The sequence below is a fragment of the Arthrobacter sp. K410C genome, assembly GCF_059090105.1.
Genome location: NZ_JBNHFJ010000008.1, coordinates 124613 through 145008 on the forward strand (window position 1 = coordinate 124613; position 20396 = coordinate 145008).

The 20396-nt window shown below is 66.4% G+C and carries 15 protein-coding genes and 2 pseudogenes; 10 read left to right on the forward strand and 7 right to left on the reverse strand.

Annotated features, from left to right (window positions below):
• Positions 1-77: 77 nt before the first annotated feature.
• Complete coding sequence (gene treS, locus AC5RU7_RS13265; protein ID WP_494052616.1) at positions 78-2357, reverse strand: maltose alpha-D-glucosyltransferase; 2280 nt, start codon at positions 2355-2357, stop codon at positions 78-80.
• A gap of 198 nt (positions 2358-2555) precedes the next feature.
• Here treS and AC5RU7_RS13270 point away from each other — a divergent pair.
• The 3 genes and pseudogenes from AC5RU7_RS13270 to AC5RU7_RS13280 all read left to right on the forward strand — a co-directional run.
• A pseudogene (locus AC5RU7_RS13270) lies at positions 2556-2741 on the forward strand (hypothetical protein); the annotation flags it as partial.
• 52 nt (positions 2742-2793) lie between these two features.
• Complete coding sequence (locus AC5RU7_RS13275; RefSeq protein WP_494052617.1) at positions 2794-3234, forward strand: SRPBCC family protein; 441 nt, start codon at positions 2794-2796, stop codon at positions 3232-3234.
• Positions 3235-3749: 515 nt separating this feature from the next.
• Positions 3750-4499 (forward strand): ANTAR domain-containing protein, encoded by a 750-nt coding sequence (locus tag AC5RU7_RS13280; RefSeq protein ID WP_494052618.1) that lies wholly within the window; start codon positions 3750-3752, stop codon positions 4497-4499.
• Here AC5RU7_RS13280 and AC5RU7_RS13285 read toward each other — a convergent pair.
• The gene (locus tag AC5RU7_RS13285) at positions 4484-4774 is read right to left on the reverse strand and encodes a hypothetical protein (protein WP_494052619.1); all 291 of its coding nucleotides are present in this window, start codon (positions 4772-4774) and stop codon (positions 4484-4486) included. The two genes, AC5RU7_RS13280 and AC5RU7_RS13285, sit on opposite strands and share 16 nt — an antisense overlap.
• 145 nt (positions 4775-4919) lie before the next feature.
• On the opposite strand from AC5RU7_RS13285, the gene AC5RU7_RS13290 reads away from it, so the two are divergent.
• A complete protein-coding gene (locus AC5RU7_RS13290) occupies positions 4920-5738 on the forward strand; it encodes a pyruvate, water dikinase regulatory protein (protein ID WP_494011783.1) in 819 nt (272 codons plus the stop codon).
• Positions 5739-5886: 148 nt separating this feature from the next.
• On the forward strand, positions 5887-8286 hold the full coding sequence (gene ppsA, locus AC5RU7_RS13295; RefSeq protein WP_494052620.1) for a phosphoenolpyruvate synthase: 2400 nt from the start codon (positions 5887-5889) through the stop codon (positions 8284-8286).
• Between the two features lie 144 nt (positions 8287-8430).
• Here ppsA and AC5RU7_RS13300 read toward each other — a convergent pair whose 3' ends face one another.
• Together AC5RU7_RS13300 and AC5RU7_RS13305 are read right to left on the reverse strand one after the other, a co-directional pair.
• Positions 8431-8730 (reverse strand): DUF4193 domain-containing protein, encoded by a 300-nt coding sequence (locus tag AC5RU7_RS13300; RefSeq protein WP_494011781.1) that lies wholly within the window; start codon positions 8728-8730, stop codon positions 8431-8433.
• A gap of 172 nt (positions 8731-8902) precedes the next feature.
• On the reverse strand, positions 8903-9748 hold the full coding sequence (locus AC5RU7_RS13305; RefSeq protein WP_494052665.1) for an SDR family NAD(P)-dependent oxidoreductase: 846 nt from the start codon (positions 9746-9748) through the stop codon (positions 8903-8905).
• A 149-nt stretch (positions 9749-9897) separates the two neighbouring features.
• On the opposite strand from AC5RU7_RS13305, the gene AC5RU7_RS13310 reads away from it, so the two are divergent.
• Positions 9898-10494, forward strand: coding sequence for a TetR/AcrR family transcriptional regulator (locus AC5RU7_RS13310; RefSeq protein WP_494052621.1), 597 nt, complete (start codon positions 9898-9900; stop codon positions 10492-10494).
• The gene (locus AC5RU7_RS13315) at positions 10491-11597 is read left to right on the forward strand and encodes a DMT family transporter (protein WP_494052622.1); all 1107 of its coding nucleotides are present in this window, start codon (positions 10491-10493) and stop codon (positions 11595-11597) included. Before AC5RU7_RS13310 ends, AC5RU7_RS13315 begins: the two co-directional genes overlap by 4 nt.
• On the opposite strand, the pseudogene AC5RU7_RS13320 reads toward AC5RU7_RS13315, so the two are convergent.
• Positions 11553-11732: pseudogene (locus tag AC5RU7_RS13320) on the reverse strand (DUF3040 domain-containing protein); the annotation flags it as partial. The gene AC5RU7_RS13315 and the pseudogene AC5RU7_RS13320 sit on opposite strands and share 45 nt — an antisense overlap.
• A gap of 104 nt (positions 11733-11836) precedes the next feature.
• Between AC5RU7_RS13320 and AC5RU7_RS13325 the strand changes: the two are divergent.
• Positions 11837-12136, forward strand: a complete 300-nt coding sequence (locus AC5RU7_RS13325) for a hypothetical protein (protein WP_494052623.1) — start codon at positions 11837-11839, stop codon at positions 12134-12136.
• 18 nt (positions 12137-12154) lie between these two features.
• Here AC5RU7_RS13325 and AC5RU7_RS13330 read toward each other — a convergent pair whose 3' ends face one another.
• Complete coding sequence (locus AC5RU7_RS13330; protein ID WP_494052624.1) at positions 12155-13201, reverse strand: aldo/keto reductase; 1047 nt, start codon at positions 13199-13201, stop codon at positions 12155-12157.
• A gap of 573 nt (positions 13202-13774) precedes the next feature.
• Here AC5RU7_RS13330 and malQ point away from each other — a divergent pair.
• A complete protein-coding gene (gene malQ, locus AC5RU7_RS13335) occupies positions 13775-16048 on the forward strand; it encodes a 4-alpha-glucanotransferase (protein ID WP_494052625.1) in 2274 nt (757 codons plus the stop codon).
• A 20-nt stretch (positions 16049-16068) separates the two neighbouring features.
• Complete coding sequence (locus tag AC5RU7_RS13340; protein ID WP_494052626.1) at positions 16069-17088, forward strand: SDR family oxidoreductase; 1020 nt, start codon at positions 16069-16071, stop codon at positions 17086-17088.
• A gap of 11 nt (positions 17089-17099) precedes the next feature.
• Here the strand turns inward: AC5RU7_RS13340 and AC5RU7_RS13345 are convergent, their stop codons facing one another.
• Positions 17100-20231, reverse strand: a complete 3132-nt coding sequence (locus AC5RU7_RS13345; RefSeq protein WP_494052627.1) for an alpha-amylase family glycosyl hydrolase — start codon at positions 20229-20231, stop codon at positions 17100-17102.
• Positions 20232-20396: the final 165 nt, after the last annotated feature.

Below are 20396 nucleotides of genomic sequence, written 5' to 3' on the forward strand. Positions count from 1 at the left end.
AACTTACCGTACAGTCAGTTAACGGTCCGGAACCCAAACAGATTCCCGCGGGACCTGTAAGCGCGCCGGCGCCGGCGCTAATTGCCTGCCGCGTCCGCCTCTGCTTCCGTCAGCAGCAGCGCCGTGCCCTGGAATGCCGGAACTTCCAGGAAGAAGCTGCACAGATCATCCACCTGGCCGATGGCCTCGCCGCTGAACAGGTCCTGCACCGTGGAGCCGGGCACCAGGTGGCTTGACTGGATGCTGCCGGCCACGTCCTGGTCGGAGAAGTTGAGCACTGTGACCTCAAGCGCGCCGCTTCCCAGCCTGATGACCTGGACCAGCAGGCCGCGGTGGGACACATCGGGGACGTCGACAAGTGTGCCCGTGGCGATGCCGTGCTCCTCCCGGACAGTCAGGACACGCTGGAGCCGCCGGGCGAACGAGTTGGAGTCCTGCAGCTGCTCCGGCAGCGCGCCGTACAGGCTGCGTGCCCGCGGCATGCCCGACGACGAAGACTTCGCGTCCGGGCTGGTGCCCATGATGTCGTGGGCGCCCCGGTTGATCCAGCGGGTATCTCCCTGCGCGGTCAGCTCGGCAACGCTCTCCCGGTCAAGGGCGGTGATCCCGGCAATGTCCCAGCCGGACAGCGCAAAGACGCCGGGCTGCAGGGCGTTGTACATCGCCAGCAGGATGTGGGCGTCCCGGACCTTTGCCTCCTGCTCCGGCGTGATCGCCTCCGGATCCCGGATCCCCAGCGCCGCCATGATGAAGCTCACCGTGGTGCAGGCGATGCCGTTGGTGGTGAACACCGCGTTGTACGGGCCGTTCTCCCCGGTCAGGCGCTCGCGCATGGTCTGCTGGACTTTCTCGGCCAGCTCGGCGCCCGTGAGCTCCTCGCCGGCAAGCTCGAACATCTCGTCCCGGTGGCCCGAGGCGAAGTGCATCAGCTCATAGGTGAGTTCGTCATGGTTCTGCAGCGCGTGGACCAGCGACGCTTGGTCCACGCCGATCTCCATGGACAGCCGGAGCGTCAGCCGCAGCAGCTCGGTATCTGCCGTGACCAGCGCGTAGTGGTACGCGGGCCTGGTGATGAAGTCGTAGGACAGGTCAGGGCCGGCTTCGGATGTTGCCTTGATGTCGTCGATGGTCAGGTTCAGCTCCTGGAAGGAGAACCCGCCCACCTTGCGGATCATGGAGCCAATGAGCTGGTTGGCGGCCTCGGACAGCGGGTGTCCCTCGGACCAACCGGGCTGTTCCTCGGCGCTCTTTTCAACGCCCAGGAAACCGTTGGCATCCAGCCGCAGCGCGCCGGTGCCCAAGTCAAGGAGCGAGTGCAGGGCATCGCCGACTACCAGGCGCATCCCGGCGAAGGTGGGGTCCAGCCAGTTGATGGACGGCTGGCCGGCCTTGAAGTAGTGCAGGTAGACCCAGCGGCGGGTCTTGCCCGTGGTGTCCACTACCGGCCGGGTGGCGCTCCAGTTGGTTTCCTTGACCCCGGGCTCGTAGAAGATCACCCGCTGCAGCCGGCCGATGATGTATCCGGCCTTCTGCAGTGCCTGCTCGGATTCCGGGCTGAGGTTGACCGAGTCCTGCCCGTCGGGAACGTCCGGCAGCAGGTGCCAGTCCTCCTCGGGGATGTCCACCATGTGGTAGATCCCGGGGTAGTCCCGGAAGTTCATTTCGGCGAGGCGGAAGTCCGCGCCCTTGCCGGTGTGGCCCGGCACGATGTCGTCAATGATCGTGCCGCCGTGGTCCGAGGCCACCTCGCACATCCGGCGGAATTCCTCCTCCGTCCCAAAGACGGGATCAATGGCCATGCTGATGCGGTCGAAGTGGCCGTCCACGCTGGGCGTCTGGGTCCAGCCGCTGATGCCGCCGGCCAGCTTGACCGGCCCGGTGTGGATGGCCCGGATACCGATCTCGCTGAAGGCGTCCCACATGCTCTTGTCGCCGAGGGCACTGAGGAAAGATTCGCCGGGCCGCGTGATAAAGGACAGCGGATAGGCGGTGAACCACACCGGCGCACGCTCGACGGCGGCACGCGGGTTCGGGTGCGCATAGGAGTTCTGCCACATGCTGGCCTGCCCGGAGAGCTGCCGGGCCAGGGTGTTGGCGTCTCCAAGCATGGCCTGGTTCCGCAGCCACTCCACGTAGGCGGCGTTGCGACCGTCGAACTCGAAGGATGGCCGGGTGGCCAGGTACTGCCTCCGGCGGGCAATCGGCCTAAGCGCCTTGGGCCTGGCAGGGTAGAACTGTTCGTCGTAGGTGATTTCCGGCTCTACTGCCGGTTCGGCCTCGGCCGGAACTGCCTGTTCATCCTCGCCGGCAATGGTGTCCGATTCAAGAAAACCGTCGCTGGCACTGACTTCCCGCATAGATTCCTCCTACAGGTTGTTCCCGTGGTCCCTGGGCATCATTCCAGGTCACCCTGCTCCTGCCAACGTACCCCAGTGGACGTGGAGTATTCGCGCGTATGGAGCCGCCGGCGCCAAAAAAGACGCTGGTACACCAGGCCTGCGCGAGCTAGGAGACGAGGTTTGCGGCGGCCGTGTCCGTGTTGCTCGCGGATGGTGGTTGAGCTCGCGCGCCGGCTCGCCAAAGAGTGGATCGGCTACACCTTCGACCCGGCATCGGCATCCGCCGGCAAGGTCAGGGCAGCCGAGGGTTACGAGGTGTGGATCAGTCCCCGGGAACTGGGCGGGAAACTGCACTACAAGATGGCCGCCGTCCACCTGCCAGTGCCCCTGCCGCGTCCGTAGCCAGCACACATTGAGGGTGTGCTTGCCGCGGGTGCCTTCCTAGACTGGGGTGATGATCACAGTCACCGGAAGCGTGGAAACCAACCTGCCTGCCGAGAAGGCTTTTGCCTTCATGAAGGAGTTCGAAAACACCAGCAAGTGGGACCCCAATACTCCGGTGATGGACAAGCTGACGCCGGGACCGGTGGCGGTGGGCCACCGCTACCACGCGGAGTCCGAGTTCCGCGGGAAGCGGCAGACCCTGGAATACGAGGTCATCGAGCTGACGGACAACCACATCAAGCTCCGCGGCGAGAACAAGAGCGTCACAGCCTTCGACTCCGTGGACGTGAGCCCGTCCGGTTCCGGCTCGATTGTCCAGTACACGGCCGAGTTCAGCATCAAGGGCCCGGCCAAGATCATCCAGCCGCTGCTCAACCCTGCCTTCATGCAGCTCCGCGATCCGGCACTGAACGGGATCCGGGACACCCTCAACGCCCAGGCTGCCGGCTGACCCTGGTTCGCGGCGAAGAACTGCCGGATCTCCTGGCGCGGATCCCGTGCGTGGCAGGCGCCGATTTTCCCGCCCATGGCCGGGCTCCGCCACATGAAGAGATAGGCGAAATTCCGCCCCGTTGACCCCTGCCGCGCCGAGTCCTCCCGGGCAATGCGGGCCGAGTCCTCCGGGGTGCGGAACCGTTCGGCGGTGCCGCTCTGCAGGATGACACGGCGGAAGAGGCCTTCCGACGCCGGCATGCCCAGCCGTGTGCAGTCCAGCACCCCTGGCCAGGAAACAGCGGGAACCCGGGGACGGAACCGCTCCGGTGTCTTCGCGTAAGGAACGCCAAGGAAGCGGTGGATTGCCGTGCCGTTTACCGCCAGGGCGGTGCCGCCTGAGGTGCCGCTGCGGCCGGTGGCGAGTTCATGATTGACACGTTACGGCGTCCGCCCGGGTAGGGTGGAACGTACCGTCTGGCAGTGGGCGGCCATGATGCTGTGGCCTAACTGTGTCCGGAAGGGAGCCGTGCAATGAACAGCGACGTTTATGACTGTACCTTTTTCGCCGATGTTGCAGTGCGCCTGCAGGACCTGATGCTGGGAAACCAGCCTGTACCCCAAATGCTCGAAAACCTGGCAGGGTATGCGGCACAGAGGCTTGGCGCGCCGGGCGTCGAACTTGCGTGCAACATCACCCTGGCCCGCCCCAAGAAGCCGGTGGCGAGGGCAGCCAGCAGTTCCCTGGCCCGGCTAATGAACCAGCTGGAAGGCGCTTACGCCGACAGTCCCGGTGCCACGGCGGCGCGGCTTTCCCAAACGGTGGTGGTTCCGGACCTGCGGCAGGAGGACCGCTGGCCGGAATATGTCCTCGCCGGCCGCAGGCAGGGCGTCCTCTCTGTCGTCAGCATCCCGCTGCTCCTCGACGGTGACGACCATGGACTCCTCACCATCTACTCCTCGCAGCCCGAGGACCCGGGCTCTGGCAGCGCGGCATCTGCTGAGGCCTTTGTTGCGCAGGTCTCGAGGGGGCTGAGGCTTGCCTTGCGGATGGCAAGGCTCCAGGACACCAAGGACGGCCTGAGCGCGGCGATGCAGACACGGACAGTCATAGACCTTGCCACCGGAGCCATCATGGCGCAGAACCGCTGCGGCCAGGCGGCCGCGTTCAAGGTGCTGCGGGAGGCGTCTAACACCCGGAACATCAAGTTGCGGGAGATTGCCTCCGGCGTGATCTCGTCCGTGGCCGGGGGTTCGGACACCTTCACCTATTTCGATGAATAGGGATCCTGCGGCTTGGCATCCAACTGTTCCAGCGGCGAGTCGCTGAACGGCGCCCGCACCTCAAGGCCCGCACCGGCGCAGTGCTCGTTCACAGCCTGGGACAGTGCGTCCCGTTCCTTCTCCGCGAGCGCCGCCGCGCCTGCAGCGTAGTCCCGGATCGTCTGTTCCGAGGCCTCGCCGCCCAGGGCCACGTAGTCCAGCCACAGTTCGCCCAGGTCCAGGCTGTGCCTCTTGATCACAGCGCCGGTCAGGGCCTGCTGGTCCAGCTCATCCATCGTCCCTCCTGCACTTGCGATGGTTTTCCTGACAGGACTTCGTAGCGGGACGGGTTGGGGATGGCTGCAGGTTTGTGAATTTTTCTAACGCGTCATCCTGACCCCGGAGCACGGGGCCGCCGCCCTCGTGATGGAGAATCTGTCCATGACCAATGACGCTCCACGCCCCGTCTACTTCCTCTCGGACAGCACGGGCATCACTGCGGAAACGCTCGGGAACACCCTGCTGACGCAGTTTCCGGGCAGCAACTTCGACCGGATCACCGTCCCCTTTATCACCACGGCCGAGCAGGCGAAGGCCGTGGTGACGACCATTGACAGCGTTGCCGACGCAGGCCTGCGGCCGCTCGTTTTCTCGACGGCGGTCAGCAGCGAGATCCGCTCCATCCTGGAGACGTGCAAAGCCGCGGTGGTGGACCTGATCGGAGCCCACGTCCCGCAACTGGAGGCTGCCCTAGGCACCCCGGCGAGCGGGGAACCCGGGCGCGCGCACGGACTGGGCAATGCCGCCCGCTACCAGTCGCGGATGGCCGCCGTCGAATATGCCATGGAACACGACGACGGGCAGAGCCTGCGTGCCCTCGAAAAGGCCCAGGTGATCCTTGTTGCCCCCTCCCGCTGCGGCAAGACCCCCACCACTATGTACCTGGCCCTGCAGCACGGTATCTTCGCCGCGAACTTTCCGCTGGTGGACGAGGACTTTGAACGGGAAGGCCTGCCCAAGCCGCTAAGGCCGTTTGTGTCGAAGTGTTTCGGCCTGTCTTCCAACCCGTTGCGCCTGAGCCAGATCCGCACCGAGCGGCGCAGTGGCTCGCCCTACGCTTCGCTGCGGCAGTGCGGCTATGAACTGCGCAGCGCCGAGCAACTGTACATGGCGCACAGGATTCCGTTCCTGAATTCGGCCACAGTATCGGTGGAGGAGATGGCGGCAACCATCCTGCAACGGATGAACCTCAAGCACTAGGAAGGGCCGTGCCTCCCGCCATGTGGTGCAAATCATATGGAAAGAGCCGCCAAGACCTGTCACGGTGGACAGGATTTGCGCCCATAAGGCAGCAAAAGCCACACGGCGACGGGTACACCACTGCCATTAACTGCGAAGGAGCAGCGACATGACACAAGACATCCTCTGGTTCTCAGAGCTCGGACTGAAGGACCTCGACCGGGTGGGCGGAAAGAACGCCTCCCTCGGGGAACTGGTCCAGAACCTGAGTTCAGCCGGGGTCCAGGTCCCGGACGGGTTTGCCACCACCGCGGACGCCTACCGCACCTTCCTTGCGGACTCCGGCCTGGACCAGACGATCGCCGACCGGCTGGTTGGGCTGGACACCGACGACGTCACCGCCCTGGCCGCGGCCGGCCACGACATCCGGAAGCTGATCCGCCAGACGCCCTTCCTCCCCGGTTTCGAAGCGCAGGTCCGGGACTTCTACCAGCAGCTGGTGGACAAGCACGGCGGCTCCGACGACCTGTCCTGGGCCGTCCGTTCCAGCGCCACCGCCGAGGACCTTCCGGACGCGTCCTTTGCCGGCCAGCAGGAAACTTTCCTGAACGTCCGCGGCATCGAGAACATCCTGGTGGCCATCAAGGACGTGTTCGCCTCGCTCTACAACGACAGGGCCATCGCCTACCGCGTCCACCACAAGTTCGAGCACGCCGATGTGGCGCTCTCGGCCGGCATCCAGCGCATGGTTCGCTCCGACGTCGGGGCCTCCGGCGTCATGTTCACCATGGATACGGAATCCGGCTTCCGCGACGCCGTCTTCGTCACGTCCTCCTACGGCCTCGGTGAGGCTGTGGTCCAGGGCGCCGTCAACCCCGACGAGTTCTACGTCTTCAAGCCCGCGCTGGAAGCCGGCCGGCCCGCGATCCTGAAGCGGGGCCTGGGCGAAAAGGCCCTCCAGATGACCTACACCACCAGCCGCGAGGTGGGCCGCACGGTGGACTTCGTGCCGGTTGAGGAATCCCTGCGGAACCGGTTCAGCCTCAATGACGACGACGTGGAGCAGCTCGCCCGTTATGCCGTCGCCATCGAGAAGCACTACGGCCGCCCCATGGACATCGAATGGGGCAAGGACGGCGTGGACGGCGGGCTGTACATTTTGCAGGCCCGACCGGAGACCGTGCAGTCCCGCCGCGCCGCCGGCAGCCTCAGCCGCTTCCGCCTCAACGGGACCAGCCGCGTGCTGGCCGAGGGACGCGCCATCGGCCAGCGCATCGGCGCCGGCAACGTCCGCATCCTCACCGGCATTGAGCAGATGGCCGGGTTCAAGACCGGCGACGTGCTGGTGGCGGACATGACCGATCCCGACTGGGAACCGATCATGAAGCGTGCCGCAGCGATCGTGACCAACCGCGGCGGACGCACGTGCCACGCGGCCATCATCGCCCGCGAACTGGGCATCCCTGCGGTGGTGGGCACCGGGAACGCCACGGAAATCCTCGCCGACGTCCCGGCCGTCACCGTGTCCTGTGCGGACGGCGAAACCGGCGTGATCTACGAGGGGATCCTCGACTTCACCGCCGAGGAAACCGAGATTGCGGAACTGCCGGAGGCCCCGGTCAAGGTCATGATGAACGTGGGCACGCCGGAGCAGGCGTTCACGTTCGCGCAGCTGCCCAACCAGGGTGTGGGCCTGGCTCGGCTGGAGTTCATCATCAACCGCCAGATCGGCGTCCACCCCAAGGCGCTGCTGAACCTGGACGAGCAGCCGGCGGACATCAAGGCCGAAATCAGCGAGCGGATCGCCGCGTACGGCAGCCCCCGCGACTACTACATCAAGCGCCTGGCGGAGGGCGTGTCCATCATCGCCGCGGCCTTCGCCCCGGAGCCGGTCATCGTGCGCATGTCCGACTTCAAGTCCAACGAGTACGCCAACCTCATCGGCGGCCCGGCCTACGAGCCGCACGAAGAGAACCCGATGATCGGTTTCCGTGGCGCCTCCCGGTACCTGGACCCGTCATTCCGCGACTGCTTCGACCTGGAGTGCGAGGCCCTGGCCTACGTCCGCAATGAGATGGGGCTGACCAACGTCAAGCTCATGATCCCGTTCGTGCGGACCCTGGACGAGGCCAGCGGCGTCATCGAGCTGCTCGCTGAAAACGGGCTCAAGCGCGGCGAGAACGGCCTGGAAGTGATCATGATGTGCGAGCTGCCGTCCAACGCCCTGCTCGCCGACGAGTTCCTGGACTACTTCGACGGGTTCTCCATCGGATCCAATGACATGACCCAGCTGACCCTGGGCCTGGACCGAGACTCCGGGATCGTGTCCCGCGGCTTCGATGAGCGGGACCCCGCCGTCAAGAAGCTCCTCAGCATGGCCATCAGCGCCTGCAACGCCCGCGGCAAGTACGTGGGCATCTGCGGCCAAGGACCCAGCGATCACGCGGATTTTGCCGAGTGGCTGGTGGGGGAGGGCATCAGCTCTGTCTCCCTGAACCCGGACACCGTGGTGGACACCTGGCTCCGGCTGACAGGAACGACGGCGGCCGAGCTCACCGCAGTGGGCTAACCCGAACTCAAAGGAAGAGTGATCCGCTCGCCGGCGGGCTGACCGGGACCGCAAGGTCCTGGCCAGCCCGTTGCTGTCGGCGGCTGGCAGGACCACGGCCGGCCCCGATGGTTGAACCCAAACCTGGCCGGCCTCCGACCCCTTTTACCCCTCGCACTCCTTGCAGTACTTCTTGCCGTCCTTTTCCCGTGCCAGCTGGCTGCGGTGGTGGACAAGGAAGCAGGACATGCAGGTGAATTCGTCCTGCTGCACAGGGACCACCTGGATCAGCAGCTCCTCGTTGGACAGGTCGGCGCCCGGGAGCTCAAAGCTGTCCGCGAGGTCCGACTCGTCAACGTCGGGGGCAGCCTCCCGCCGTCCCGGCTTCTCAGTCTTCAGCTCCTCCAGGGCGACGTTCGGTTCTTCTTCCGGAGTCACCCGCGGAGCGTCGTAGTCAACTGCCATTGATGCGTTCTCCTGTACGGCTTCTATTGCCCGATTGTTCTGAACAGAGCGGAAACCCTGGCCGGCCCGCAGTTATTCCCGGCCGGGAAATTCCCGGTACGCCATTATGCGGGCAATGCGCACTTCCCGCCACAGGCTCAAGGAGGGACGGGGAACTTCTTTCGACGGTTGCTCAGGCCCATCCCGCCAACCGCGAGCACTCCGCCCAAAGCCGGCGCCGGGCTTCCGGGTCCGAACCCATTCCCGGGGTGGGCAGTTCTTTCCGCTGTGCCCAGAGCTTGCCGGACACTGCGGCTGCCTCCGTTGCCGTCGCCAGCCATAGGGGCGTGTCCGCAGCCTGCTCCGCCGTCTTCCCGAACCTGTTGGTGACCCACCGGAACGGCCCACCCACGTCCTGCAGCAGCCCGGTGTTCCTAACCAGTCCGGGGTGCACCGCGTTGGCCACCACGCCCGTGCCGCGCAGGCGCTCCGCGAGCTCCTGGGTGAGGAGGACACGGGCCAGCATGCTGGGCGGCGTGGAGCGCAGGTAGCTGTATCTGCCTTTGGCGGTCTGCAGGTCATCAAAGGTGAGCTGCGTATTGCCGTACCTGGAGGCCACGTTCACGATCCGCGCCGATCCTGCCACGGCCGCGGCCTTTTTCAGGGGTTCCAGGAGGAGGTTGCTGAACAGGAAGTAGGACATGACGTTGGTGGCAAACGTCAGCTCAAGCCCCTCCGCTGTTACATGGCGTTCCTTCCTGAAGACGCCGGCCGCGTTCACCAGCACATCGAGCTGCCCGTAACGGGCCCGGACCTGGTCCGCCGCCGCCTGGACCGACGATTGCAGGGACACGTCACAGGCAAGGGGCTCCAGCCTGGCCGCCGGGACACGCGCCCGGATATCCGCCACAGCCTCTTCCGCGCGGGCGTAGTTCCGGCCAATCACGACGACGGCGGCGCCTTCCCGGGCGAGGCCCGCGGCAACCGCTTTGGCCAAGCCTCCCGTTGCTCCCGTGACCAGTGCAATCCGGCCATCCATAGATGCCACGGCTACCGCCTCCTGACGCTTCCTACCCCAATCCCAGCACGGATCGCCGGGCGAGGCCATAGCGGGTAAAGGGTCGCATCCGCCTGCGCGCTGCGGTGGTAGGTAGACTGGTCTACCTACCACCGCTTCGAGGAGTGTCCGTGCCTGCACCGCGTGTTTCCGTTCCGCCCCGGCGCCCCGCGCGCCAGCTGCTGCTGGACGCCGCCGCCCGGTTGTTCTATGCCAAAGGGGTGGCCGCCACGGGCATTGACACCATCACCTCGGAAGCGGGGGTGGCGAAGAAAAGCCTCTACAACAACTTCGCCTCCAAGGCCGACCTGGTGGCGGCGTACCTGGAAGCCCGGCACGCGGAATGGCTGGAGCTGTACCGCAGCCGGCTGGAAAACGCCGGGAATCCCCGGGAACGGGTCCTGGCCATCTTCGATGCCTACCTCGACCATGCCAATGCAGCCTATGAGCACGGGTTCCGGGGCTGCGGGCTCCTGAATGCCGCCGCGGAACTCCCGGCCGGGGACGCAGGCCGGGAGGCGGTGCGGCGGCACAAGGAACAGGTCGAGCAACTGCTGGAGGCGCATGTACTCGAGCTGCTGCCCGGAGAGGACGAGCGCGCCGCAGGGCTGGCGCGCCACCTCTCCTTCCTCCTGGAGGGGTCCATGGCGAGGGCGGGGCTCGAAGGCGGGGATGCCCGGCTCAGGGATGCGAGGCTCATTGCTGCCCGGATGCTGGAGGACCTGTGACGGCAAAAGTCGGGTACGCCGACGCACCACTGTGGGGAGCCCTGTTCGTAGCGGCCGCTTCAATCCTCTGGGGCACCACCGGAACCGCCGCCACCTTCGCGCCGTCCGTCAGCCCGCTCGCCATCGGTGCCGTGGCCATGGGGATCGGCGGCCTGCTGCAGGCGCTGTATGCCGCCCGATCCATTGCGGCCCAGCGGGGCGGGCTGGTGCAAAGGTGGCAGCTGGTGCTCGTGGCCGCAGCAGCAGTTGCCGTCTATCCCCTTGCCTTCTACAGTTCCATGCGTCTGGCCGGCGTAGCCATCGGAACTGTCGTTTCCATCGGCTCGGCCCCGGTGGCTGCAGCCCTGGTGGAGCGGTTCGCGGACCGCAAGCCGCTGACCCGGCGGTGGATTGCCGGTGCGCTACTGGGAATGGGCGGCGCGGCCCTGTTGTCCTTCGAAGGCCACGGGCCTGCAGGCCCCGGACCCGGCCTGGAAGGCGCAGCTTCCGGAGCGCCGGCGGCAGGCATCCTCCTGGGCCTGGTAGCAGGCGGCACCTATGCCTTGTATTCCTGGGCCGCGCACCGGCTGATCGGCGGCGGGATCTCCTCCAGGGCGGCAATGGGAGCGGTGTTCGGGCTGGGAGGAGTGCTGCTGATGCCGGTACTGGCCCTGACGGGCGCCCCGCTGCTGCAATCGTGGACCACCTTCTCCGTGGGGGCCTACATGGCGCTGGTTCCGATGTTCGCCGGTTACGTCCTGTTCGGCTGGGGATTGGCCCGGCTTCACGCCAGCACCGCCACCAGCATTTCCCTGCTGGAGACAGTGGTGGCCGCCGTCCTGGCCGTGCTGGTGGTGGGAGAGCGGCTACCGGCACTCGGCTGGCTTGGCGCCGCCGTCGTCCTGGCGAGCCTGTTCATCTTGACGCCGCGCAACCCTCGGCACCAAAGGGAACCCGCCCTAGCCGGTGGGCTGTTCCCGCCGCCGGCCCCTGCCTGGGAAGGGCCGGTCCAGGAACACGAAGGCCCCCGCGCCCAGCAGCAAAAGGCCGAGGACGACGGCGGCGGCCGCCTGGCTGCCGATTCCCACCAGGAGGAGGACAAGGCCGGGCAGGCACGCGACTGAGCCGGCGAAGAGCCTGGCCGGGACGCGGCGGGCGGGATAGCCGGAGAGCAGTTCCATGGCCAGGTGGGGATCGTCAGCGATCAGCCGCAATTCCAGCTCGTGAAGCAGCCTCCGCTCCTCTTCGGACATTGGCATTGCATGCCCCTGGATTCCATGAGACGCGGGTATCGGTACTGACCGTAGGAGCCTTGTCTCACTTAGTCAAGACCTGCCCGGCCGCGTGGCGCTAGGGTGAAGGCATGGCTTTGGGGGAGAACAGCAGTGGCCGGTCCGGCGGACGGAACTGGCGGAGGTTTATGGTGCCGCTGGTCGCGGTGGCCAGCGGCGTGACCGGGACGTTGTTAGTGCGGGCCCCGCGGCAGGACGTGGGCTGGTTTGCCTACGCCCCGCTGGCGAACGAGCCCTTTTCGTCGAACAACCTGGTTTTCATGGACGGCACGGCCAGGCTTGGCTATGCACTGATCCTGGCCGGACTGCTCCTTCTGGCGTTCTGGGCAGGCTACCGGTTCGCCCTGCGCCGCTCCCGGCGGCAAAGGTAGGCGCCGGGACGAAGCCGGCTATCGCCGTCGTAATTCCGCAAACTCGATGGACGGGACAATGGCGCCCGCGTCCCGCTCCACGAAATTGGTGCCGGGCGGGACGATGTCATCGATGGCGTCCAGCACGTCTTCACCCAGCCGGATGCCCGCCGCACGCAGGTAGGCGTACAGGTGCTCCTCGTTGCGCGGGCCAATAATCACGCTGCTGATGGCCGGATGGGCCAGGGCAAAGCCGACGGCGAGGTCCACCAGCGGGAGCTCCAGCTTGTCGGCCAGCCGGGCCAGGGCGTCCGCCGCGAGCAGCTTCCGCTCACTGGCGGGGCCGGAGATGTCGTACCTCCCGGGCAGGGAGTGCACGCGGGTGGCCGGCCGGCCGGATTCCAGGACGAAGCTGCCGGACAGCCAGCCGCCAGCCAGCGGTCCATAGGCAAGGACACCCAGCCCGTACTGCTGCGCGATGGGCAGCACGTCCCGCTCGTTGCCGCGGACCAGCATCGAGTACGGCACCTGGTTCCCCAGCGGCGGGATCAGATGGTTGGTGGTGGCCAGCCACTGCGCCTCCACCAGTTGCGCGGGCGTGAAGACGGAGGTGCCGTAGTAGAGGATCTTGCCCTGCCGGATCAGGTCATTAAGGGTGGTGATGGTTTCCAGGACGTCGGTGTTGTAGTCGGGCCGGTGCGCCTGGTAGAGGTCAATGCGATCCGTCTGCAGCCGGCGCAGGCTGCCTTCCACTGCCTGGGTGATCCAACGGCGGGAGTTGCCGGAGTGGGCGGGGTTGGCGCTCATCTGCCCATGGAACTTGGTGGCGAGGAAAACATCGTCGCGGCGTCCGCGCAGGGCCCGGCCCACCACCTGCTCGGACTCGCCCTGGGAATAGACGTCGGCGGTGTCGATGGCCGTGATACCTGCGTCCAATGCGGCGTGGATGATCCGGATGCTTTCCTCGGCGCCGGTGGGAGCCCCCGATGGCCCGCCGGTCCCTTCACCGAAGTTCATGGTGCCCAGTGTGAGCGCGCTGACGGGGGTTCCCGACCGCCCGAAAACCCGCACTTCGCTGAGGCTCATCCCCGGTCTCCTCCCGTTGCCTTGTTTGCCCTTGGCCCGTCACGAGGCTACCCAGATCCGCCGGCTGCCTGAAGAGTCCTGCCTTAGTCCTTCGCTTTTCGACGCACGAAGTAACGCAGGGGGCCGGATGACGTTTTGTGGCGCGCACCAGCCCGCGATCTCGCTTGCCTTGAGGGCTGGCCACCCCCAGCAAAGCCGAGCAGTTCGTGAAGCTGTGCGACTTGATTTATCGGCAGCACCAATGTGAGCGGCGTCCTCACGGAGCTATCAACGGTGGTGGCCGCGACGCTGAGTGCGTCTGCCGGCACGAACGGCTGCCACAGCGTGCTGGTGCGTCCGCTCGCCCCGGACAAAAACCAGAGCGCCGCATTGAACCTCCTTGCCGACCAGCCCGGCGCAATACGCACTTCGAGCCGTAGGGCCGGGATGCGGGACGTGTGACACCGACTGCATTTCGCCTCTGCCCCGCCCTGCAATAATCTGAACCAACGGTTGTGTACGGGGGTGCGAACGCCCGGTACAACAGGCAGCACTGTAAGTTCGATCCCTTCACACCAGACGAGGCGGACACGCATGACGGCTTCAGACCAGCAGCACGCACCACGGCCAGCGACGCCGGCCGATCCACCGGGCCTCGCTCCGGCTGCCGGGGAATCTGCTGCCGGCAGGTCCGCTACAAGTGAACGCGTGGACCCCCATCTGCTCCAGCAGTTGGCCGATGCCCACGGGGTGGGAACCTCATTCCAGGGCTGGGACGGGCTGCCGCACTCGGTGGCCGAGGGAACACTCATCAAGGTTCTTGCTGCCTTGGGCGTCGAAGCCCACACCAACCAGCACATCCAGGAGGCCCTGGCGGACGCGGAACTGGCGCCGTGGCGGCGGATGCTGCCACCCGCCGTCGTAGTCCAGCAGGGCGAGCCGGCGCAGGTCCAGGTGCATGTGCGGGAAGGAGCGGCTGCCAGCCTGTCCATCACGCTGGAAGGCGGGGCCGGGACGCGGGAGGCGGAGCAGCAGGACGTCCGGGTGGAGCCCCGGGACGTGGACGGAGTGTCGGTGGGCCGGGCAACCTTCGCGCTCCCGCACGACCTGCCGCTGGGCTGGCACACGCTCGTGGCCGAATCTGAAGGCACCACCGCAGCCACCACGCTGGTGGTGGCCCCTGCCCGGCTGGAGACGGCAAAGGAACTGGAGAAGCGCCGCGGCTGGGGCCTGGCAACTCAGCTGTATTCCGTCCGGTCCAAGCGGTCTTGGGGGATCGGCGACTTCTCGGATTTGGCCGACCTTGCCGCGCTGAGCGGTGCCCGCGGCGCCGATTACGTGCTGGTCAACCCGCTGCACGCGGCGGAGCCGGTTCCGCCGGTGCAGCCTTCGCCCTACTCGCCGTCCACCCGGCGGTTCTTCAACCCGCTGTACATCCGCATCGAGGCCGTTCCGGAGCTGGCCTACCTGAAGCCGCGCAGACGTGCCCAGCTGGAAAAACTGCATGAGGAAGTGGCCGGACTCAACAAGGACGGTGAACGGCTGGACCGGAACTCCGTCTACGCCGCCAAGCTGCAAGCACTGGAACTGCTGTACCACACCCGCCGATCGCCGGCCCGGCAGGCAGCGTTCGACGAGTTTTGCCGGATTTCCGGCAGCGGACTCGACGATTTCGCCCTCTGGTCCGCCATCCGCGAGGACCTTGCCCCGGACGACCCGCTCTGGAAGGACCCAACCACCGCCCTGGGCTCGCCGGAAGCGGAAGCCCTCCGGGAGAAGCTGGCTGACCGCATCGGGTTCCACCGCTGGCTGCAGTGGATCTGCGACGAGCAGCTGGAGAATGCCCAGCAGGCCGCGCTGAGGGCAGGCATGCGGCTGGGCGTGGTCCACGACCTGGCCGTCGGAGTGGACCACAGCAGTGCCGACGCCTGGACTCTCCGGAACGTGCTGGCGCCTGCAACCAGCGTGGGCGCGCCACCGGACATGTACAACCAGCAGGGCCAGGATTGGGGCCAGCCGCCATGGCACCCCGTCAGACTTGCCGAAGCCGGCTACCAGCCCTTCCGCAACATGCTCGCCACCGTGCTGCGGCACGCCGGCGGCATCCGCGTGGACCACATCCTCGGCCTGTTCCGGCTCTGGTGGATCCCGGTGGGCAACGCGCCCGGCGACGGCGCCTACGTCCGCTACGACCACGAGGCACTGATCGGCATCCTCGCCCTTGAAGCGCACCGCGCCGGCGCCGTGGTGATCGGCGAGGACCTCGGCACCTTCGAACCCTGGGTGCGGGACTACCTGGCCGCGCGCGGCATCATGGGCACGTCCATCCTTTGGTTTGAGTACGACGGCGACTTGCCCCTTGCGCCGGAAAAGTACCGTACGCAGGCACTTGCCAGCGTGAATACCCACGACCTTCCGCCCACCGCCGGCTACCTTTCCGGCGACCATGTGGCCCTGCGGAGCAGGCTGGGCCTGCTGGAACGCTCCGAAGCCGAAGAACGGGCCGAGCACAACGCGTCCCTGGAAAAGATGCTCGCAATGCTGCGGGAACGGGGCTACCTTCCGGAGGGCGCGGCCGCCGGTTCCGGTGGCACTGTGGCAGGATCATCCGGTTCCGAGGAGCGCACCATCGAGGCGCTGCACCTGCTGCTCACGCAGACTCCGTCCGTCCTGCTGGGCGTGGCTCTTGTGGACGCGGTAGGGGAGCGGCGCGTGCAGAACCAACCCGGAACTACCGAGGCACTCTACCCGAACTGGCAGGTTCCGCTGGGCGGGCCGGACGGCAGTCCTGTTTTCCTTGATGATCTCCCCGCGAACGCGCGGTTCAACAGCCTGCTCGCGGCGGTGGAGGAGGCTCTGCACGGCTGAACAACCCTGAGGAGGGCGCCATGAATCCCCACCCGTTCCCCGACCGCGCAAGCACGGCCAGGGACCCCGACGGTCGTGGGCCCACGCTGGTGGTTGGCGGCACAGGCTTCCTGGGGAGCCAAGTGGCCACTGAGCTGCTGAGGCGGGGGAAACAGGTGCGCGCACTGGTCCGGCCAGGTTCGGATGCGTCCAGGCTGGAGGCAGCCGGCGCTGACATAGCCCGGGGCGACATGATGGACCCGGACTCGCTTGACCGGGCCATGGCCGGCGTGGATGCAGTGGTGACCTCGGCCGCCGGCTACACCAGGCATTCCAAGGGGGATACGCCCGATATCGACACGAGAGGCAACTCCAACCTCGCCGGGGCCGCACGCCGCGCGGGTGTCCGCCGGTTCGTCCTCACCAGTATCCTCACCTGCGACCAGACTCCGGAGGTCCCGCACTTCTGGCACAAGAAGCTCATGGAGGACAGGCTCGAGCAGCTTGGTGTTCCCTTCGTCGCGTTGCGGCCCGGCGCCTTCCTGGACCAGGTCACCCGGTTCGGCGGGGACCCGATCGCCAAGGGCAAGCTCATGTGGATGGGCTCGCCCCGCATCCCCACCACGTTCGTGCTGACCCCGGACCTCGCCGGCTACCTGGCAGAAGCCGTGGACGCTCCCGGCATTGACGGGCAGCGGATCGACATCGGCTGGGACCGTCCGCTCGGCATGCAGGACGTCGCAGAGATCGCGGGGCGGCTGGCAGGCAAACCCATCAAGGTCCGCTCCGTCCCCATGCCGGTCCTGAAGGCGGCGGGATTGGTAGTGGGCCGCTTCAATCCCATGGTGAAGGACCTCGCGGCCATGATCGCCTGGTTCCAGACCGGGCGCTATGTCGCCGACACCAAGCGGCAGGCTGAGGTCTTCGGGCCGCCACCAGCAGCCGAAGACGGCGTCCGCCGGCTCATCGGCATCCTGGGGCACCCCGTCAAGGGCGGACCGGGAACGGGAAGGGCCCCTCGCCCGTCCCAAACTTGGGAACAAGGCAAGGGGCCCTCCTGACTGACGGGCCGCTAACCCGCCGTGATCACGTGGTTGAAGTGGTCATAGCGGAAGGTGACCGGGCCGCCGTCGTGCTCAAAGGCGATGTTGGCCCCAGGGGAGGCGCCGCCCGCCCCGTAGCTGATGTCCCAGGAACGGTTCAGCGCCGCCTTGAACTCGTAGCTTCCGGCGGGCAGGTCCGGAACGCTTAGCTTCCACACCAGGTCTGCCGGGTCCAGCACCAGCTGGGCCTGGTCACAGGCCGGGTCCCAGTCGGCAGCACAGCCAAGCTCGCTGTTCATGCTGCCGGCAGCGGCCACTGCTCCGGGCTGCTGGGAGGCGTAGACCGCGCTGAGGACGTGGGTCCCGTTGTCGTAGCGGAACGTCACCGGCCCGCCGGGATGGTTCAGAACGAGGTTCGGGCCGTTGAACTGGCCGCCGTCACCGTAGTTTTCATCCCAGCCGCCGTTCAACGCCGCCTTGTACTCGTACTTGCCCGCCGGCAAATCCACCGTCAGGCGCCAGATGTTGTCTGCCGGGTCCAGGGTCATCATGGCCTGGCTGCAGGAAGGCTGCCATGCTTCGGCGCAGCCCATCGCCTGGTTCAGCGAGCCGGCAACGGTGACTGAGTCGGGCTGCGGGGCCTCGCCCACAGTGACTGTGCGCACCTCGCTGGCGACAGTGAAGCCGGGGCCGCTCATCGAAGCGCGGTACTTCACCTCGGTGCCGTCCGCCAGGCTGGAGACATCGTCCGTAACGGAGTACACCGGCGAAGAATCATCAGACCCGACGGCCGTCCACTCGCCGCCCGCCACGCTGCGCTCAAACGAGACAGTGTGGCTGGCTTTCTCAGGATCGGCTGTGGCGCTGAGTTCCACCATGCCCTTGACGCTGCTGCCTTCTTCGGGTTTCTGCAGCGTGAGAACGGGTGCCGGGACGCTGGCCGAGAGCGCCTGGCTGGTGGCGGTGTGGCCGCCATTGTCCAGGACGGTGGCGCGGTACTCCACCGCGGTGCCGGCCTCCAAGGCCGCGACGTCATGGAATACCTGGTAGGGAGCAGTGTCATCAGTGCCGATCGGTTCCCAATTGCCGCCCGCTGTCTTCGCTTCGAAGGTGACCTCGTAGAACGAGGAACCGTCGACGTCGGCCGTCACGTTAAGGCGGCCATTGTCACCGGGTGCCGCCGCAGGTTCCTGAAGCACGACGGCGGGCGCGGCCTTCGAGTGCGGGATGCGGCCCGAGGACTGGTAGACCACGGCGGACAACGGCGGGACGGTGACGGTAAGCTTCCCGTCCTCCGACGTCCTGGCTTCGGCTGCCGCATCGCCGTAGATGCGGGTGTAGTTGCGCTTGGCGATATAGGTAGGAACTTCGGCAGTTTGCGGCTGCTCACTGTTGTTCAGCGCCACCACGTATTCCCGCTGGTCTTCAACGTCTGTGCGGGAGAAGGCGTAGATTCCTGCGCCCTCGGACGCGTGGCGGTGCTGGTGAGCGCCGTCGCGGAGGGCGGGGTGCTCTTTGGTCAGTGCCGCCAGTTCGCTGATCTTCGCGTACAGCGGGTGTCCGGTGTTGAAGTTGTCCTCCGCATGGGTGGCATCAGTGCCCAGCAGGTCATCGTCCAGGTATTCCGGCACCTTGCTCGCGAACAGGGTCTGCCGCGCGTCCTGGTCTCCGCCGGGGCCGGTGAAGCCCTGCTCGTCGCCGTAGTAGATCACGGGGTTGCCGCGGGAGAAGTACATCAGCTCGTGGGCAAGCCGGTCGCGGGCGACCTGCTCGGCGTCGCCCGAGCCCGGGTTGTCGGCGGCGATGAAGCTGCCAATGCGGCCCATATCGTGATTCCCCAGGAATGTGGGCAGTTGATAGACGTTGGAGTCGGCGTCCGTGTACCAGTCATCGCCCGCAAAGAACGTCGCCAGGTTCCGGGTGTCCTGGCTCTTGGAGGCGAAGTTGCGGGCTGCGTCCTGGAACGGGAAGTCCAGTACGGCCTGCATCTGGTTCCGGGTGGTGAATTGCGAGGTGTAGCTCTTGGTGGTGTCGAAGACCTCGCCGAACATGAAGAATTCTTCCTTGCCCTGTTTCTTCGCGTAGGTGAGGACGTCCGGGCCGAATTCCTGCCAAAACTCGTTGTTTACGTGCTTCATGGTGTCGATCCGGAAACCGTCCACGCCGAAGTCGCCGATCCACGTTTTGTAGATGTCCTTCATGCCCTCCACCACCGTGGGATGCTCCGTGAAGAGATCATCAAGGCCGAAGAAGTCTCCGTAGTAGGCGTCCTCACCCACGAAGGTGGTGTCGCCGCGGTTGTGGTACAGGGTGGGGTCGTTCAGCCAGGCCGGAACCTTCAGGTCCTTTTCGTCCTCGTCCAGGACGGGCACGTAGGGGAAGGAGGTGGCGGCGTCCAGGTCCGGGAAGTCGCCTGTGCCGGCGTAGTCGCGGTCATCGAATTCCTGGCCGTCCGCCGTCGTGTAAGGGACTGCATCCTTGGAGACGTAGCCCTTGCGCGCACCTTCCTGGTAGCCGATGACGTCCGCAGTGTGGTTGGTGATGATGTCGAAGTAGACCTTCATGCCGCGGGCGTGGGCAGCGTCGATGAGGGCCTTGAGCTCGTCGTTGGTGCCGAGGTGGGGATCGATCTGGGTGAAGTCGGTAATCCAGTAGCCGTGGTAGCCCGCGGACTTGTCTTCGGGCTGGACGGCCTTGTTCTTAAAGCTGGGGGTGAGCCAGATGGACGTGGTGCCGAGTCCCTGGATGTAGTCGATCTTGTTGAGGAGCCCGGCCAGGTCGCCGCCGTTGTAGAACCCCTTCCTGGCCGGATCGAAGCCCGAGACCATGGGATCGGGGCCAAGCCCGCCCTGGTCGTTGGCGGTGCTGCCGTTGCTGAAGCGGTCGGCCATGACGAAATAGAAGTTCTCGTCGGTGACCGGGGCCCGGAGCGAGTGGAGGGCTGATGACGCTCCCGGGTTCTTTGGGCCCTCTTTGGTGCCGGGTGCGGCGGCTGCGGGAAGGATTGCTGCGGATACGGTAATGGCTGCTGCAACCAGTCCCGCCGCCGAGCGGAAGCCCGCCGTCCGGACGGTGGACGGAACCGTTCCTGTTCGTGGTGATCGTTTCTGCCTGGTGGTTCTGGCGCGCGACAAGGCGCTGTTGGGGGTGCGGGATGTCAAGGGGTGAGACCTTCCTGGTGTAGCGGCGCTGCTGTACAGGTTTGCCGGAGGCAGGGCGTGCTGCATGATGCAGGTTCACAAGGCAGCATCATCCTGTGAATCACGTCACAACTGTAAGCGCTTGCACCAAATAACTCCAGCGTTTGGGTAATGCCCGTTGCGGGC

Coding starts and splice junctions, on each gene's coding strand:
- ppsA (WP_494052620.1), top strand. CDS start 5,887: ATGACACAAGACATCCTCTGGTTCTCAGAGCTCGGACTGAAGGACCTC.
- AC5RU7_RS13305 (WP_494052665.1), bottom strand. CDS start 9,748: ATGGATGGCCGGATTGCACTGGTCACGGGAGCAACGGGAGGCTTGGCC.
- treS (WP_494052616.1), bottom strand. CDS start 2,357: ATGCGGGAAGTCAGTGCCAGCGACGGTTTTCTTGAATCGGACACCATT.
- AC5RU7_RS13285 (WP_494052619.1), bottom strand. CDS start 4,774: ATGGATGAGCTGGACCAGCAGGCCCTGACCGGCGCTGTGATCAAGAGG.
- AC5RU7_RS13325 (WP_494052623.1), top strand. CDS start 11,837: ATGGCTTTGGGGGAGAACAGCAGTGGCCGGTCCGGCGGACGGAACTGG.
- AC5RU7_RS13340 (WP_494052626.1), top strand. CDS start 16,069: ATGAATCCCCACCCGTTCCCCGACCGCGCAAGCACGGCCAGGGACCCC.
- AC5RU7_RS13300 (WP_494011781.1), bottom strand. CDS start 8,730: ATGGCAGTTGACTACGACGCTCCGCGGGTGACTCCGGAAGAAGAACCG.
- malQ (WP_494052625.1), top strand. CDS start 13,775: ATGACGGCTTCAGACCAGCAGCACGCACCACGGCCAGCGACGCCGGCC.
- AC5RU7_RS13290 (WP_494011783.1), top strand. CDS start 4,920: ATGACCAATGACGCTCCACGCCCCGTCTACTTCCTCTCGGACAGCACG.
- AC5RU7_RS13280 (WP_494052618.1), top strand. CDS start 3,750: ATGAACAGCGACGTTTATGACTGTACCTTTTTCGCCGATGTTGCAGTG.
- AC5RU7_RS13330 (WP_494052624.1), bottom strand. CDS start 13,201: ATGAGCCTCAGCGAAGTGCGGGTTTTCGGGCGGTCGGGAACCCCCGTC.
- AC5RU7_RS13275 (WP_494052617.1), top strand. CDS start 2,794: ATGATCACAGTCACCGGAAGCGTGGAAACCAACCTGCCTGCCGAGAAG.